Origin of the sequence: Shewanella sp. 3_MG-2023 (assembly GCF_030548765.1) — a bacterium.
Lineage (GTDB): Bacteria > Pseudomonadota > Gammaproteobacteria > Enterobacterales > Shewanellaceae > Shewanella.
Window position 1 is genome coordinate 117,067 of the sequence record NZ_JAUOSH010000002.1, and the last position, 14,910, is coordinate 131,976.

General features: G+C 42.0%; 12 protein-coding genes. 5 read left to right on the top strand and 7 right to left on the bottom strand.

Features of this window, described 5'->3' with window-relative positions:
* Window positions 1-183 precede the first annotated feature (183 nt).
* Window positions 184-3,012, top strand: coding sequence for a xanthine dehydrogenase family protein molybdopterin-binding subunit (locus Q4591_RS01785; protein WP_102477043.1), 2,829 nt, complete (start codon window positions 184-186; stop codon window positions 3,010-3,012).
* Window positions 3,012-3,545 carry a (2Fe-2S)-binding protein gene (locus Q4591_RS01790; RefSeq protein WP_368501192.1) on the top strand — a complete coding sequence of 178 codons (534 nt, stop codon included), beginning with the start codon at window positions 3,012-3,014 and terminating at the stop codon, window positions 3,543-3,545. Before Q4591_RS01785 ends, Q4591_RS01790 begins: the two co-directional genes overlap by 1 nt.
* A gap of 450 nt (window positions 3,546-3,995) precedes the next feature.
* Here the strand turns inward: Q4591_RS01790 and Q4591_RS01795 are convergent, their stop codons facing one another.
* Both Q4591_RS01795 and Q4591_RS01800 read right to left on the bottom strand, forming a co-directional pair.
* Complete coding sequence (locus tag Q4591_RS01795) at window positions 3,996-4,205, bottom strand: cold-shock protein (protein WP_076539522.1); 210 nt, start codon at window positions 4,203-4,205, stop codon at window positions 3,996-3,998.
* A gap of 394 nt (window positions 4,206-4,599) precedes the next feature.
* Window positions 4,600-5,340 (bottom strand): siderophore-interacting protein, encoded by a 741-nt coding sequence (locus tag Q4591_RS01800; protein ID WP_102520781.1) that lies wholly within the window; start codon window positions 5,338-5,340, stop codon window positions 4,600-4,602.
* Window positions 5,341-5,441: 101 nt separating this feature from the next.
* Between Q4591_RS01800 and Q4591_RS01805 the strand changes: the two genes are divergently transcribed.
* The gene (locus Q4591_RS01805) at window positions 5,442-5,876 is read left to right on the top strand and encodes a MarR family winged helix-turn-helix transcriptional regulator (protein ID WP_102439129.1); all 435 of its coding nucleotides are present in this window, start codon (window positions 5,442-5,444) and stop codon (window positions 5,874-5,876) included.
* A 365-nt stretch (window positions 5,877-6,241) separates the two neighbouring features.
* Window positions 6,242-7,237, top strand: coding sequence for a calcium/sodium antiporter (locus tag Q4591_RS01810; RefSeq protein WP_241901121.1), 996 nt, complete (start codon window positions 6,242-6,244; stop codon window positions 7,235-7,237).
* 149 nt (window positions 7,238-7,386) lie between these two features.
* On the opposite strand, the gene Q4591_RS01815 is transcribed toward Q4591_RS01810, so the two are convergent.
* The 4 genes from Q4591_RS01815 to Q4591_RS01830 form a co-directional block, all read right to left on the bottom strand.
* Window positions 7,387-10,677, bottom strand: a complete 3,291-nt coding sequence (locus tag Q4591_RS01815) for an EAL domain-containing protein (RefSeq protein ID WP_102439131.1) — start codon at window positions 10,675-10,677, stop codon at window positions 7,387-7,389.
* A 472-nt stretch (window positions 10,678-11,149) separates the two neighbouring features.
* Window positions 11,150-12,043 (bottom strand): dienelactone hydrolase family protein, encoded by an 894-nt coding sequence (locus Q4591_RS01820; protein WP_303459038.1) that lies wholly within the window; start codon window positions 12,041-12,043, stop codon window positions 11,150-11,152.
* 161 nt (window positions 12,044-12,204) lie between these two features.
* The gene (locus Q4591_RS01825) at window positions 12,205-12,936 is read right to left on the bottom strand and encodes an LrgB family protein (RefSeq protein ID WP_241904037.1); all 732 of its coding nucleotides are present in this window, start codon (window positions 12,934-12,936) and stop codon (window positions 12,205-12,207) included.
* Between the two features lies 1 nt (window position 12,937).
* Entirely contained in the window at window positions 12,938-13,384 is a 447-nt protein-coding gene (locus Q4591_RS01830) for a CidA/LrgA family protein (RefSeq protein WP_303459040.1), read from the bottom strand.
* A gap of 120 nt (window positions 13,385-13,504) precedes the next feature.
* On the opposite strand from Q4591_RS01830, the gene Q4591_RS01835 reads away from it, so the two are divergent.
* Window positions 13,505-14,404: a LysR substrate-binding domain-containing protein gene (locus Q4591_RS01835; RefSeq protein ID WP_303459042.1), complete on the top strand. Its 900-nt coding sequence runs from the start codon at window positions 13,505-13,507 to the stop codon at window positions 14,402-14,404.
* A 45-nt stretch (window positions 14,405-14,449) separates the two neighbouring features.
* Here the strand turns inward: Q4591_RS01835 and Q4591_RS01840 are convergent, their stop codons facing one another.
* Window positions 14,450-14,839: a ribosome recycling factor family protein gene (locus tag Q4591_RS01840; protein WP_303459044.1), complete on the bottom strand. Its 390-nt coding sequence runs from the start codon at window positions 14,837-14,839 to the stop codon at window positions 14,450-14,452.
* Window positions 14,840-14,910: the final 71 nt, after the last annotated feature.

The following is a 14,910-nucleotide window of genomic DNA, read 5'->3' on the forward strand; positions in this document are numbered from 1 at the left end:
ATAAACAACATAAAAACAATAACTTAAAATCAATTACACCATATTCTCTGATAAATCTTACGTAAATCAATGTATTAAAACTCATCCATCTTTATTTGCTTCTACTATAATTTTTATAGATTTGTCGATTAACGTTATTTAATGCATTTAAACATAAAGTGCGCATCATTTTGGGATTTTACTATGAACACAGGTAACACGGATTTGTCACGTCGAGGTTTCATTAAAAAATGTGTGATTGGTGGTGTTGCGGTATACAGCGCACCAATGATTTTTGATAAAAATAAAGCTTTCGCCGCAACCACCTCAGAGCAATTAAAAGCCAAATGGAATGTTGGCGCTAAACCCGCTTATCGCTATGATGCGATAGAAAAAGTCACCGGACAGAAAATTTACGGCCGTGACTATCGCGCTCAGGACATCCCTGACTGGCCTAAAAAACAACATTATGCACATATTATTAGGGTCAACCGAGCTGATAAAATTCTCGTTGATTTAGACCTTTCAAGTATTCCTGATAATGCCAAACCTTACTTTACTATTACTGCTAAAACCCTAAAAGACAACCAACTTAAGTTACCCGATTTCTATGGCAAAAACATGCTATTACCATTAGGTAACACTCCAGATTATCAAGGTCATGAAGTCGCCATTTTACTGTTTGATACATTCATAAAATATAAACAAGCCAAAGCTGCAATTGAGTTTAATGACGCGATTTTCAAATGGGGCGAATCAACTCCGTTAGTCACCGCCAACCAAGATCCCTATGCTTGTTGGCGTATCATTCGACAACAAGGCGACGGTGGCAGCGACGCAGAAGATAAATACAGTACTTTGCATGATGGATTAATTTTCCCTGATTATGAAAATCATAAACCAGTTTGGAGTGCCAGTATTAACCCATCAGGTAATAGTGCCGAAAAGGCCATGTATTACGCCAGTGAGTTACAAAATGATTTAACTAATCCAGACTGGTTAGTGATTGATAAAAATTTCACGACCCAATCAATTGAACCCATGATGTTAGAACCTGAAGCATTTAATGGTTGGTTTGATAAAAACAACGCCAGATTACACGTGGTCATTTGCTCTCAATCCCCCCAAGACTTTTACGCACAAGCCGGTGAGGTATTAGCAAAAAGTCCCCTAAGTGTTTCCATTAAAGAGCTTATCGTCCACACCCCTTATATTGGTGGTGGCTTTGGCGCTAAAGATCATACCATTTTCCCGTATTACGGCATTATTGCCTCACTTTATAGTACCAATCCAGTGCGAATCGCCAATGATCGTTTTCAACAATTTCAATCAGGTTTGAAACGCCATACGTTTAACATGGATCACAAACTGGCTTTTGATAAAAAAACCAAGAAAATAACTGGATTAGTCACCAATATGGTACTAGCCGGAGGAGGAAGAAAGAATTTTTCTGATTCGGTTACCATGGTCGGCGCCAGTGCAATTCAGAGTATTTATTACTTACCAAGAAATGATATCCAAGCCTGGTGTCACCCTTCAGCAACCCCTCACGCAGGATCTATGCGGGGCTATGGCACACTGCAGTCCATGGGCGCGATGGAAATGATGATCAATGAAGCTGCCGAAGCGTTAGATATTGATACCTTTGAATTACGAAGAATTAATGCCTTTAAAACTGGACAAAAAAATACCCAAGGCGCGACGCCTAACGGTAAAGCACGCTACGTCGAAATGCTCGATTTAGCTGAAAAGCATGATATCTGGGTTAATCGACAACAAAACAAAGCAGACTTTGAAAAAGCCAACCCAACTAAAATGTATGGCGTCGGCTTTGGGATTGCCACCAAAGATTACGGAACGGGAGCTGAGGCACCATCGGCTTCGGTTGCCATCACCCCCGAAGGTAAAATTGTTATCCAAGTTTGCTCAATTGAAATGGGCACGGGAACCGAAACATCCCAAGGGGCATTAATAGCCAAGTACCTTGGTAATATGGCTGATGAAGTCCATATGGCAAAGATTCAAGAATTTGATGCCATGGAGTTAATTGAAAACGACAATCCATACACTATGTCTCAAGCCCATCAAGATGAAATGTCTAAAAAACCCACATGGACACCTGCCATAGGAATGGCCTCATCAGCCAGTCAGTCATCCTTTTTTCAAAGCCATGCTACCGCTCAGGCTGCAAAATTTATTCTACAATACAGCTTAATACCCGCTGCTGCCGCTATCATCAATGGTCAGAGCACAGCAAAAATTGATCCTGCTACGGTAAAATACAGCTGGGATAAGGGCGCTATGGTGCTAGCAGGCCAGCAACCTATCCCTTTTGCACTACTTGCCAAAAAAGCCCATGCCATGGGATTAATCACCTCTGTCATGACCCATGCCTTTAATCGCTGGGAATGGGCAACCGCTGATTTTGACATTAACGGTAAAAAACAAAACTTTCCGTTAGATGCAATTGCTATTCAATATGGTATTGGCGCAACAGCAGAGCAAAAGCAGCAATACAATGCTGCAGGCTATCAAGTCATAAAACGTCTATCAGTCAATTACCCTAAAACCAATATGAACAATGCCATGGTCACTTACTACACCCCTTGTGCAACCTTGGTTGAGATTGCCATTGACAAGCAGCAAGGGAATGTAGAGATATTGCGCACCCATAGTTGGATTGAACCGGGAAATGTCCATGTTAAAGAACTCGTTGAAGGTCAGCTTGAAGGCGGGCTAACAATGGGCGTTGGACACGCATTATATGAATACCTACCTGATGACGAAACAGGAGCAGGAACAGGTAAATGGAACCTAGACCGTTACCAAGTTCCTTTTGCAAAACATAATGGTGTATGGAATATGAAGCATACCATTATGCCACCATTGTCAGATTCAGATGACTCAAAAGGTGTTGCCGAGGTCGTGATGATCCCTGTGGTACCTGCATTAGTGGAAGCTATCTATCAAGCAACAAACCAGCGTTTTTATCATCTACCGATTACACCACAAGACATATTGAAGGCTATTTAATTATGAGTGATATCAGTTTAACAATTAACGGAAAATTAGTCGGCCCTATCGATGTAGGCACGGATGTCATGATGATTGAGTTTCTTCATGAATATCTCAATATGACTGGAACAAAATTTGGTTGTGGTGAAGGCATTTGCCATGCTTGTGTAGTGATCGTTGATAATGATGATGGCAGTAGTAGCACAGTAAGAACTTGTATCTCGGGTGCTCATGCATTCAACAACTTTAAAATCAGAACCATTGAAGGCCATGCTAAAACCAATGACATGGGTGAAATCATTCAACTTAGCCCAGTACAAGAGTCATTCATCAAGCATTTTGCCTTTCAATGTGGCTGGTGCACTTCAGGCTTCACCAATGAAACCACGCTACTGATAGAAAAATTGCAAAAATCACCCATTAACAAAGCGGATGTAGAAGCTGTCATACTTGAGTCTTTAGGGGAGCATGTATGTCGCTGCACTGGTTACGTGAAATATTACCAAGCAATTAAAGAGCTCATCCTCTCAACAGAAGGTTTGACCACATAAACGGTGGCCACATAATCGTGATAACGCTTCACACAAAGGCTACCTCATTAGGTAGCCTTTCATTTTTACGCAGATTTAAAAGTATCAGCCCCCATCACTAAGTCATAAAGATGATGTTAGCCATGGTGGAAAGTCGCTTATAAATAACGAAACAGACATTGAATCAAACAAGGCGATTAGATCAGGATATAAAGCAAGCAGCTGAAATGCTAGGTGTTAGGTGTTAGATGTTAGATGTTAGATGTTGAATGCTGAATGCTGGATGCTGGATGCTGGATGGAAGATGAAAGATGAAAGATGAAAGATGAAAGATGAAACAAGCATTGAATTTCAGACACAAAAAAGCGAACCCAAAGGTTCGCTCTTTTAATAATTACGATAAATAGGTAAACCTAAAAGCGTAATTATTTGAAGTAACGTACTGGCTAGCCAGTGACGTCGACTTTCAAATTAGATAGCAACTACGTTAGCTGCTTGTGGGCCTTTTTGACCTTGCTCTAAATCGAAAGAAACTTTTTGGCCTTCAGCTAAAGTTTTGAAACCTTCAGAAGCGATAGCACGGAAATGTACGAATACATCTGCGCCGCCATTGTCTTGAGTGATGAAGCCGAAACCTTTGTCTTCGTTAAACCATTTTACGATACCAGTAGTGTTAGACATAATGTGTCCCTTATATAATTAAGAATTAAAAAATTTATCGCGAAAATGCGATGCGCTGAGAGCTGAATTATTTAATGTGACGATGAAGCTAAGGGAAACACAGAGGAACAACGATAACGTAGAATTCTGAGGCTTTACTTTTACTTGATGTTTCATTAATAACTCTGAATGTCAGAGCGAGGTGAATCTTACATTAGTTTAAAAAATTGTAAAGGTATTATTTTATTTAAATATCAAAACAGCCAGATATCTGACCACTGACTAACAGGTATATAGCACAATTAATCGCTAATATACTTATGCTTAGCAGTAATTATAGCTCTGGCTGCTATGGTTTAGCTGTGATTGATAATAATATAGCTTGTCACTTGGCTATGACGGTTATCATGGATATTTACAGTGGATTAACTTTTTTCAACGCCCCGAAACGATCAGCATCAATCCCTTGCTTCCAATAGCCAACAGCAAAGATGTTAAGCCTTTCAAAACCAAGCTCTTGTTGTAATACGGGCTTCAAAGCGCGTATTTGACCAGCTTCTAGCCCCATAAAGACATGACTATCCTTGGGTAAGTCTTTAGCGATTAGTTGTACTTGTTGCTCAAGGGTTATTGTTGACTCATCTTCAATAAACCAATGAGTATTTTTTGAATCGTCATAATCCATCTCAATGATATCAGCACGGGTAGGCACGCTAATAATGGCCTTTAATTGGGCATCAGGATTAAATCTAGGCACGTAACCATTTATGGCATTTACAGAGGTGATATCCCCCACCAGCAAGTAACTATGGTGATTAAAGTCAGTTAATTTCATCAAACCTGGGCCCGCTATACTAATACGGTCGCCCACTTTTGCCTTTTTTGCCCAACTGGTGGCAGGACCTTGGTGACGGTTAATCACAAAATCTAACCCTAGCTGGTTAGTGTGTGGGTTAAAAAAACGAATCGTGTACGAACGCATTTTTTGCGCTTCATCGCCCGTCGATGGCAAAAACACTTTAACGTGCGCGCCTTCAAGCCCCTGCGGAAAACCTTGTAAACTGGTTCCGCTAAAGATAATTCGACGTAAATGAGACGACAGCTCAATAATCTCTGCAACCTGTACAGAGCGCAAATTGGGCTTTCTAGGCTTCATAGAGACATCCTCTTCGACTTGAAAAAAAGCTAGTAAGTTGATAAGGTCAACTATAGTTAGTATTGTTGACTAAGTCAACTAATTATCAGGACCAACCAAAAATGAGTCACTTATCCATTTCTGATGCGATTTTTAACATCGCACATTCATACCGTTTAGCCATGCGATCTTCTCTTAAGGCTAATGAAATTGGCTTAAATGCCATGCATGTTAAATGCCTTAGCTTGATTAACAACAGTCACACTTGCACCGCAAACGATATCGTTAACCTTTTAGCCAGAGATAAAGCACAAATTGCTCGGTTAATAAAAGAAATGATGGATAACCAATGGCTAACGAAAACGGCAAACCCAGAAGATAAAAGAAGTCAGATATTATCACTGACTGCAGACGGTAAAAAACTCGCTGTACTGATTGCAAAAACCCAAAACGATGTGAATCAAAAAATGCTGCGAAACCTGCCAGTTGAAGACTTGGCCACATTTACACGCATTGCTGATGCGCTCTTTAATAACCTTAATGACAATGAAGAATAAGCGGCCTTTTAGTTAGTTGCCTTTATCTTAGCCGGTTTTTAGCATGACAAGTCTTTCCTAGCACTAAGGCTTGTAAGCCGAGCGATATCAGTGCTAAATACTTGGCAGTAGCTTTGACGCGAATAGCCACAAATTTGCTATTGAAACGAATCGAATAATAGATTAAAATGCGCCCAAATTTGAGGGAGTAGCCGTTCTGTCACCACGACAGGAGGTTGTGTCAACATAATTGGTCGAAGACCATGGTGCAATCAACGCTTAGCATTAAGCGTCTGGCGAGACTCGAATGACCACACGCATATAGCTAGGGCTGGGCGTGGGTTTTTCGTGTCTTAACACAACCAGCCCTTGCAGTGCGTTATATTATGTTGTCATTATTTTTACCTTTACTTGCACTCGTTGCAGGTCTTATCGCTTTATCTGTCAGTGCCGACCGGTTGATCGCAAGTTCTGCGACTCTGGCTAAGCATTGCAAAGTCTCTATGTCCTTTATCGGTATGACTGTGGTGGCTTTTGGCACCTCAGCTCCAGAACTTCTCGTGTCCTCTATCGCAGCCCTAAATGGTGCTGGCGAACTCGCTATTGGTAATGGTATTGGCTCTAATATCGTTAATATAGGATTAGTGCTTGGCATTTGTGCTTTACTCGTGCCGTTATCCATTAAAGTCCATTTCATTCGTCGGGATTTACCTATCTTAATCGCGGCAATCTTATTTTGCGCCCTGTTAATGTCAGACGGCAATTTAGACTTCCAAGATGGCTTATTACTACTAGTAGCGTTAGCGGCATATTGTGGTTACCTAGCCTTTTTAGTGGGTAAAGGCGAAGCTGACGCAGAAGAAGTTGAGTTTTTAGAAATATCTAAAAGCCGCTCTGCTGTGGAAACGCTATTAATGCTAAGTGTGCTGTTAGCCGCCTCACAACTGATGGTTTGGGGCGCTGTAGAACTGGCTAAAGCTGCCGGGATCAGTGAGTTAATCATTGGGCTAACCGTTATTGCCTTTGGTACCAGTTTACCAGAGTTAGCAGCAGCCATTGCTGGAGTGCGCCGCGGTATGCATGACATGGTATTTGCAACTGTGATTGGTTCAAATATTTTCAATATACTTGGGGTGATTGCCTTCCCTGCGCTGTTAGGTGACAAGCAGCCATTACCAGAATTATTGGTCGCCCGTGATTACCCTATGATGCTGTTACTCACCGCTATCGTCGCTGTGGCATTTATGGTTACTTATTTTAAACAAAGAAACATCCCTGCTACTGAAAAAAGTTATACCTTTGGCCGCACTGCGGGGGCGCTGTGTTTAGTGAGCTTTAGTGGCTATATGCTTTATCTCGGCGCTGTGACAATGCAGGCCTAGTTGGCTAGGTAAATATTAGCTAGGTAACCATTGGCTAGGTAACCATTGGCTAGGTAAACAAAAGACAAATAACAGTGGGGTTCGAGTGCCCCACTGACCTTTACCGTTCGCTTACTTAACCTTCTCATTCCTATTCTGTATTTTCTTGATTACTGCCAAGCGCTATCAGGCTTCCAACTCTCTGCCCACATTGGTAATTGCTCAGCAGGCATTGGCCGTGCAATACCATAACCTTGCGCTAGCATGCAGCCCATAGACAATAGCTGGGTTCCATGTTCGATGGTTTCAACACCTTCAGCAATAACTTGGCGATGAAAAGCCCGCGATAAACTAATCACCCCCATCACAATGGCGCGGTCATCAATATCAATCAGCATGCCTTTGACAAAACTCCGATCAATCTTCAGTAGGTTGGCAGGTAAACGTTTAAGGTAAGTGAGTGATGAAAACCCTGTGCCAAAGTCATCAAGCGCAAAGCTGACGCCAATATTAATGCATTGCTCCATTGTCGCCAGCACTTGCCCCATATCCCCCAGCGCGCTGGTTTCTAGTATCTCAAGCTCCAATGAACTCGGTTTAATCAACGGTCGCTGCGCTAATGCTGCTGAGAGTTTGGCAGTAAAATCTTTTTGTTGTAATTGTAAGGCGTCAATATTAACGCTGACAGCAATATCAAAGCCAGCAAGGGTCCATGAATACATCTGTGAAAGCGCGGTATCAATAACCCAATCTCCCAAAGTGACACTGATGGAATGATTATCAATAAAAGGAAGAAACTCCCCAGGTAATAGCAAGCCTTTCTCTGGGTGCTGCCAACGGATCAACGCCTCACAACCGATCACAGTGCCTAATTTCATATTCACTTTCGGCTGGTAATATAAAACAAACTCATCTTGCTCAATCCCCCGCTGAATATCATCAATCACCTCAAGGGTGCTTTGTAAGGATTTGTCTTTATTGACATCAAACAGGTGATAGCGGTTTTTGCCACTTTGTTTAGCTATATACATGGCCTGGTCGGCATGGCGTATCAGTTGATCTGCACTCACACCATCTTGAGGGTACAAGGTAACGCCAATACTGGCAGACACCTGCAAAATGGCTCCAGCAGCTTTAATCGGACAACTTGCTACCTCTAGCATCCGCTCTAGAACCAACTCACAATCGTGCATGCTTTCTAAATCCACCAGTAAAGCAATAAATTCATCACCACCAATACGGGCCAGAATGTCTCCATCTCGCAGAGTTTCGCTCATTAACTGCGACAAAGTAATTAGCAACTCGTCACCGACATTATGGCCATAGGTGTCATTAACGGCTTTGAATCCATCTAAATCAAGGTAAGCCACGGCTAAAAATTTTCCGCGTCTGATGCTCTGACTCATTGCATGATCCAGTCGTTCCGCCAGCATTACCCGATTGGCTAACCCTGTTAGCGGATCATAATGGGCAATGTGTTCTAGTTGTTGTTGATGGCGCTTCATTGAGGTGATATCTGAAAACAGTGCGACATAGTTTTGGGTTTGCCCCTCGGAATCTGTAACCGCACTAATGGTGATTAGCTCGGCAAATATGTCGCCATTTTTACGCTTATTCCACAGCTCGCCTGACCACTGCTTATGTTGTAATAACGATGCCCACATCCTGTTGAAGAACTCGCTGTTGTGCCTACCTGAGTTTAAAAAACGTGGGTTTCTGCCAATGACTTCTTCTCGCTCATAACCGGTAATCGCGCTAAAAGTGGCGTTAACATCAATAATAACCCCATTAATGTCGGTGATCATGATGCCCTCACGGGCATGAGTAAAAACACTGGCTGCGAGTTTGAGTTGATCTTCAATTTTTTTATTATTACTAATATCAATAACTTCAATAACTCGTGCATTACAGCCTTTATAAGTAATATTTTTTCCCTTAATGCTTAGCGGATATCGTGTTCCGTCCTTGCGAAGGCCTTCAGCTTCAAAACTATTTCTATCATCTTGATGCATTCTTATTTTTACCGTTTCAAGATACTCTTTCGCGATTAATTTCAAACCATCCATACCAATGAGCTCTGAGTAACTGAAACCAGTAATAGTGGATAAACCATTATTACACTCAAGGATACGGCCCTGATCATGGATAACAATACCGCCATAGGTTGCTTCGCTAAGAGCCCTAAAGCGCTCCTCACTTTGCTGTAAAGTCGTTTTAGCCTCTGCCAAACGTCGATTAAACAAGTGCATATAGAGAGTGATACTACTGGCTAAAACCACCAAAAAAAGCGCTATGGATAATACCGGGTAGAGCCAGTTAGGAGTTGATGTAGGGCTATCATTATAAATAAAGCCATCAAGGTGACGAATATCATTGACCACACTGGCCTTAGCAAAGGTATTTGCCATATGTTGCCAGCGATCAGAGTTCATATGCCCAATTTGGATCAAATTAGGCAGAATCAAGTTTTGCATTGCATTAGCTTCATAGAGCAAATGCTCACGGGTTTTATTAACCTGATACTTAGCCATTAATATATCGACTATTTCTTCAGGGTTGTCCATGGCATAGCGCCAACCTTTGAGGGTCGCTCGCCTCATTGCCGCAACACGTTTTGGATAATTATTTAACTCAGCTTCAGTAGTGAAAAAAATATCACTGTAAAAATCAACTCGGTAGCTTACTGGATCAATAATGTCATAGGGGACATTAGCTTGAGCAAGTACATAGGGTTCATTGGTAATATAAGAGTTAAAAGCATCCACCTTGCCCGTGATTAAATCATCAAGCTGAAAGCTGCTGGGGACGATCTCAAGCTGTGACAAGGAAATGCCTTCATTAACTAACATGGTCAAAAAGCCTGCATCTTTACCCTTATTCGCCAGCATCACTCTTCTGCCAATAAGGTCATGGGCAGAGCGTATTCCTGACTCTTTTAACGTCAACAAGATAGATGGTGAATGCTGAAAGATAGCAGCCAAAGCAATAAGTGGTTCACCTAAAAGGCGATGGTATAGCACCTCACTGTTACCTACTGCATATAAAGCATTACCCGATAACACTTCGGCTACCGGTAAGCGTTGCGGATCGCCTTCAAGCAAACGAACCTCAAGACCTTCTTCTTGATAAAAACCCTTTTCTAACGCAGCATAATAGCCGGCGAATTGAAATTGATGATGCCAACGTAACTGCAAATATACGATATCCACTGCTTTTGTTGACGCTAGTGATAACGATTCTGATATTTGGGTTATTTTGAGCTGTGCTGAGGTTTTTACAGAGCGTTCAACTAAAGGCTCAGATTTAGGCTCTGATAAGGGGGCAGATAAAGCAGCAGCGAACGAGCTAGATACGCTTACGATTAACAAAGTCACTAAGACAAATAGCACACACACAACTGCTGCACGACGCATCATCGAAGCATAGATACAATTTCTGAGCGATAATAAACCAAACCACATGCAGTAAACCTTAGCGTTAACAGTCGATAAAGGGTGCTAAATGCTGTACTTAAACCATGAATTTATTGGTACTGAGATTAAGAAATAAACGGCATTGCCATCGCAGGGAGGGGAATATAACTAAAGCTATTAGAATCTAAAAATTGCTCTTCTTCCCTGATATTAAAATCGACTTAAACCGCTAAAACTACTTTTTATCTTTGCAGCCAAAACACTGAATAATAAAAGTATAGAAGATAACAACACCTTCGCCATCAGCCAGGCTAGTTTAATCTAAAAAAGTGTCAAATAACGCCAATTTGTGGCAAGTATGTATTCAAGCTGAGTGTGAATAGCTTGGATATACTGCCAATAAAATATGCAAACCGATAAGATAACCCAGCAAAGAGTTCACCTGACTCTGAACTCTGGAAAAATAGCACTGAGCAGGTGGGCAAGTTAACACATGCCCACACACAGCTTAGCGCTCAACTCAGGCTAGTCTTGCTTCAAAAAATGCCATGGTTCTTGACCAAGCAAGTTCAGCATTTTTCTCATCATAACGGCCGGTAGAGTCATTATGAAAACCATGATTAGCATTGGGATACATGTGCATAACGTAATCGACATTGGCCGCTTTTAAATCCGCTTCATATTCTGGCCATGACGCATTAACCCGTTTATCAAGCTCACCCAATTGGATCATCAGTGGCGCCTTAATATTTGGCCGTAAGGCTTTGGCCGCTGGCGTACCATAAAATGGAACTCCGGCATCAATCAGATCGCTTTCTATCGCGGCTAAATAATTCACCATATAGCCACCAAAACAAAAACCTACTGCCCCCAGTTTACCGTTAGATTGCTGATGTGATTTTAAAAACTTAGCAGCGGCAACAAAATCATATTGAATTTTTTCACGCTCAAGGGTGCGCTGCATGGATCTGCCTTCATCGTCATTGCCAGGATAGCCACCTAGCGGAAACAAGGCATCAGGCGCAAACGCAATAAAGCCTGCTTTAGCCAGCCTGCGGGCCACATCTTTGACGTAAGGGTTTAAACCTCTATTTTCATGAATAACCAATACCACAGGGAATTTACTATCAGGGTTTTCTACAGCTTGGGTGGGTAACACTAAATAGCCTCGACCTTCGCCATGGCCTTGGGGGGACGCAAAGTTCTGATAACTGGCTTTAATGTCACTATCGTTAAATGACACTTGCTCGGCTAAGGCATAATTAGGTAATAGCGCACTGGTTAATACTGTCATGGAATAGCCCAGCGCCACTAAACCGGTTAATTTTTTCATAAAAGTACGACGGTCCATACCGCCATGGGCATATTCATCGTACCAATCAAAAGCTTCTTGTGGAATATTATTATTTTTCATATTTTACCCATATCAAATTAGCGGCGCTGGTGTATTGACTTGATTACTATTAACTCATCGCAGCATTTACCTAAACAAATGAGAATAACAATCAAAACCATTTTGACTAATTAATATGCGGTAAGCTTGCTTAAAAAGCAAACATAAAGCAGTTGATTTATTTACACTAAAACATAAGCAAATAACGGCGCGCCAATCACCATAGCAATACCGGTAAAAATCATGGTTAGGCTGGCCACAACCCCTTCCTCTTGGCCAATTTCAGCCGCCTTGGCCGCGCCCACACCATGGGCAGCGCCGCCTAAAGCTGCACCTTTTGCCAATGGGCTTTTAATTTTGGCTAATTTAAATACAGGGCCGCAAAGTAACATGCCTAGCACCCCAGTAATTAATACTAAGGTTGCAGTTAAATCAGGTGCACCGCCAAATGCGGTAGTTGCCTCAATAGCAAATGGGGTTGATACTGAACGCACCAGTAAACTGTGTGATAGCTCAGGCGGTAAATAAACAAACTGCTCAATCAGCCATGAAGATAATAATCCCACCAGCAAACCAGTAATCACCCCAATGCTAATTGTTAATGGATAACGGCCAATTAACTTACGCTCACGGTATATGGGCAGCGCAAAGGCAATAGTTGCTGGCGCAAGCAAAGCGCTAAGATAATGGTTATAAACAAAATAAGTAGGTAACGGCACTGAAAAAATCACTACCAATACCATTAAACTTGCCGGTGTTGAAATAATCGGTGACAACCACCAGTAATGGTAATGACGGTATAAAAACTTACTTGTAAAATAAGCCACTAAGGTTGCTAGCAGACAGATTAGCGCAGCGGTTTGTGATGTCATCCATGGCGATGTCATTAAGGTCAATGAGCTAAGAAACTGCATATTAAACTCCCACCGTATCTGACGTTGCCAGCGCTGCATCTGCTAACATTTTTGTTGCTCTTTTGCGACTTGCGCGGTTTCTACGGCGCTCGAATCTAAATACCCTATCGATAACAAAACCGGTGATCACTAACACTGAAATACTGCCCAGCACTAAGGTGAACATCAAACTACCCCCAAACTCTTCAAACATCGGAGCATAATGGATTGAGGCGATAACCGGAGGAATAAAAAACAGCAATAATTCACCAATTAACCACATTGCACCCACCGCGACAAACCGCTCAGGTAACCACTTAAATGCCAATAGAATGTACAAGCAAATCAGGCCAATCACACTACTTGGTATGGGTAACGCTAGCAGCTCAACCAAGTATTGAGCGCTAAAAGCTAACCCACACAAAAAAGCCACTTGTAACAGCAAATAGGAAGTTCGTTTTACAAACATCAGGGAGGAAGTCATAACACATCAGATTAAATTCGTTTCGAGGTGGCTATTTTATCCTTGCAATAAAAATAAAAATAATGAATATTATTTACCAATTAAATAACTAAAAGCTATGTAATTATGGATCTTAAAACGCTGCAATATTTTGTCGACATCGTAAACTGTGGTGGCTTTAATCGCGCTGCAGAAAAAATCCATATTAGCCAACCTGCGCTGTCAAAATCCATCACCCAATTGGAAGCTGAACTTGAGCTTACGCTACTCACCCGTGGTAAACGCGGCACAGCCGTAACCCTTACCAGCTACGGCCAGCTGGTGTATGACTATGCGCAGCAGTTACTCAGCACCAAACAAGCGCTGTTTGATGAAATAGCCTTACTGAAAGGGCTCCATAAAGGGCAGTTAAAATTAGGCTTAGCGCCACTGGGCAGCGCCGAGCTATTTGCGCCAATTATTGCCAAATACCAGCAACGTTATCCACACATTAATAATCAGCTGTTAGTTCGCGGTGGAGTGCAACAAACCTTAGCATTAAAAAATGGCGAAATAGAGCTAGCAACAGGTATTATCGAGCTTAATCAAGAGTTTGAAGGAATAGCAATTCATACCGAGCCTATGGTCGTGGTGCTGCCAAGTCAGCACCCGCTGGCAAAGCAGCCGCAAATATCCATCAAGGCACTGGGTAACTGCGAGCATATCTTATTTGAAGCAGAGTTTTCACTGCATGAGATGGTCATTAATGCTTATCAACAGGCTGGTATCAGCATAGAAAGCCCAACCTTAGTGAATCAACCTGAGTTTGGCATAGCGCTGGTTGCTGCAGGCACTGGGATAATGTTATTACCTAAGTTTATTGCCGAGCGTTATCAACTGGAAGGCGTGGTGCAGCGTGAACTTATTGATACCAATTTAAGCTGGAAGATGAATTTATTTTGGAGTAAAGGCAAGCCATTATCTTTTGCCGCAATGGCCATGATTGAACTGGTTAAAGAGCACCTAAAACACCAACAAATGAAATAACTTACCAGTTAACGATTAAATGTTAACTACATTTTAAACAACAACTTAACACAAGTTAGTATCAAAGCGAGCCACTCTAGCCTCGGCTTCTGTGCAGCCGGTAAGTTGTATCAATTCAGCCAGAGTAATGCTGGGACTATCAGTGATCAAACGCGCTAATTTAGCCGTTAACGGTTCTAGTTTGTCACTATGGGAAAGCAGTGCGATATTGATCTTTTTTATCAGGTGGGCAAACTCAGTATTAGCTTGCCCATGTAACTGCGCAGCAAAGGACTGAATATTGATGGCATCACCCACCAGCTGCCAGTTGCGTGAACGGCGCACTCGCTTAAGCTCGCAGCCATATTGCTTTGCCATATCTTTAGCTTGCTTGGCTGCGCTGCCACCGATGCGATGAATAAGCGAAGGCAGTGCAATGGTAATGTTTTTATTCATAGTTGATTTGCGAAAATTGGCTCAGGCGGTTTAATCTATGGTAAATCATAACTCGATATAAGCCCTGTAAT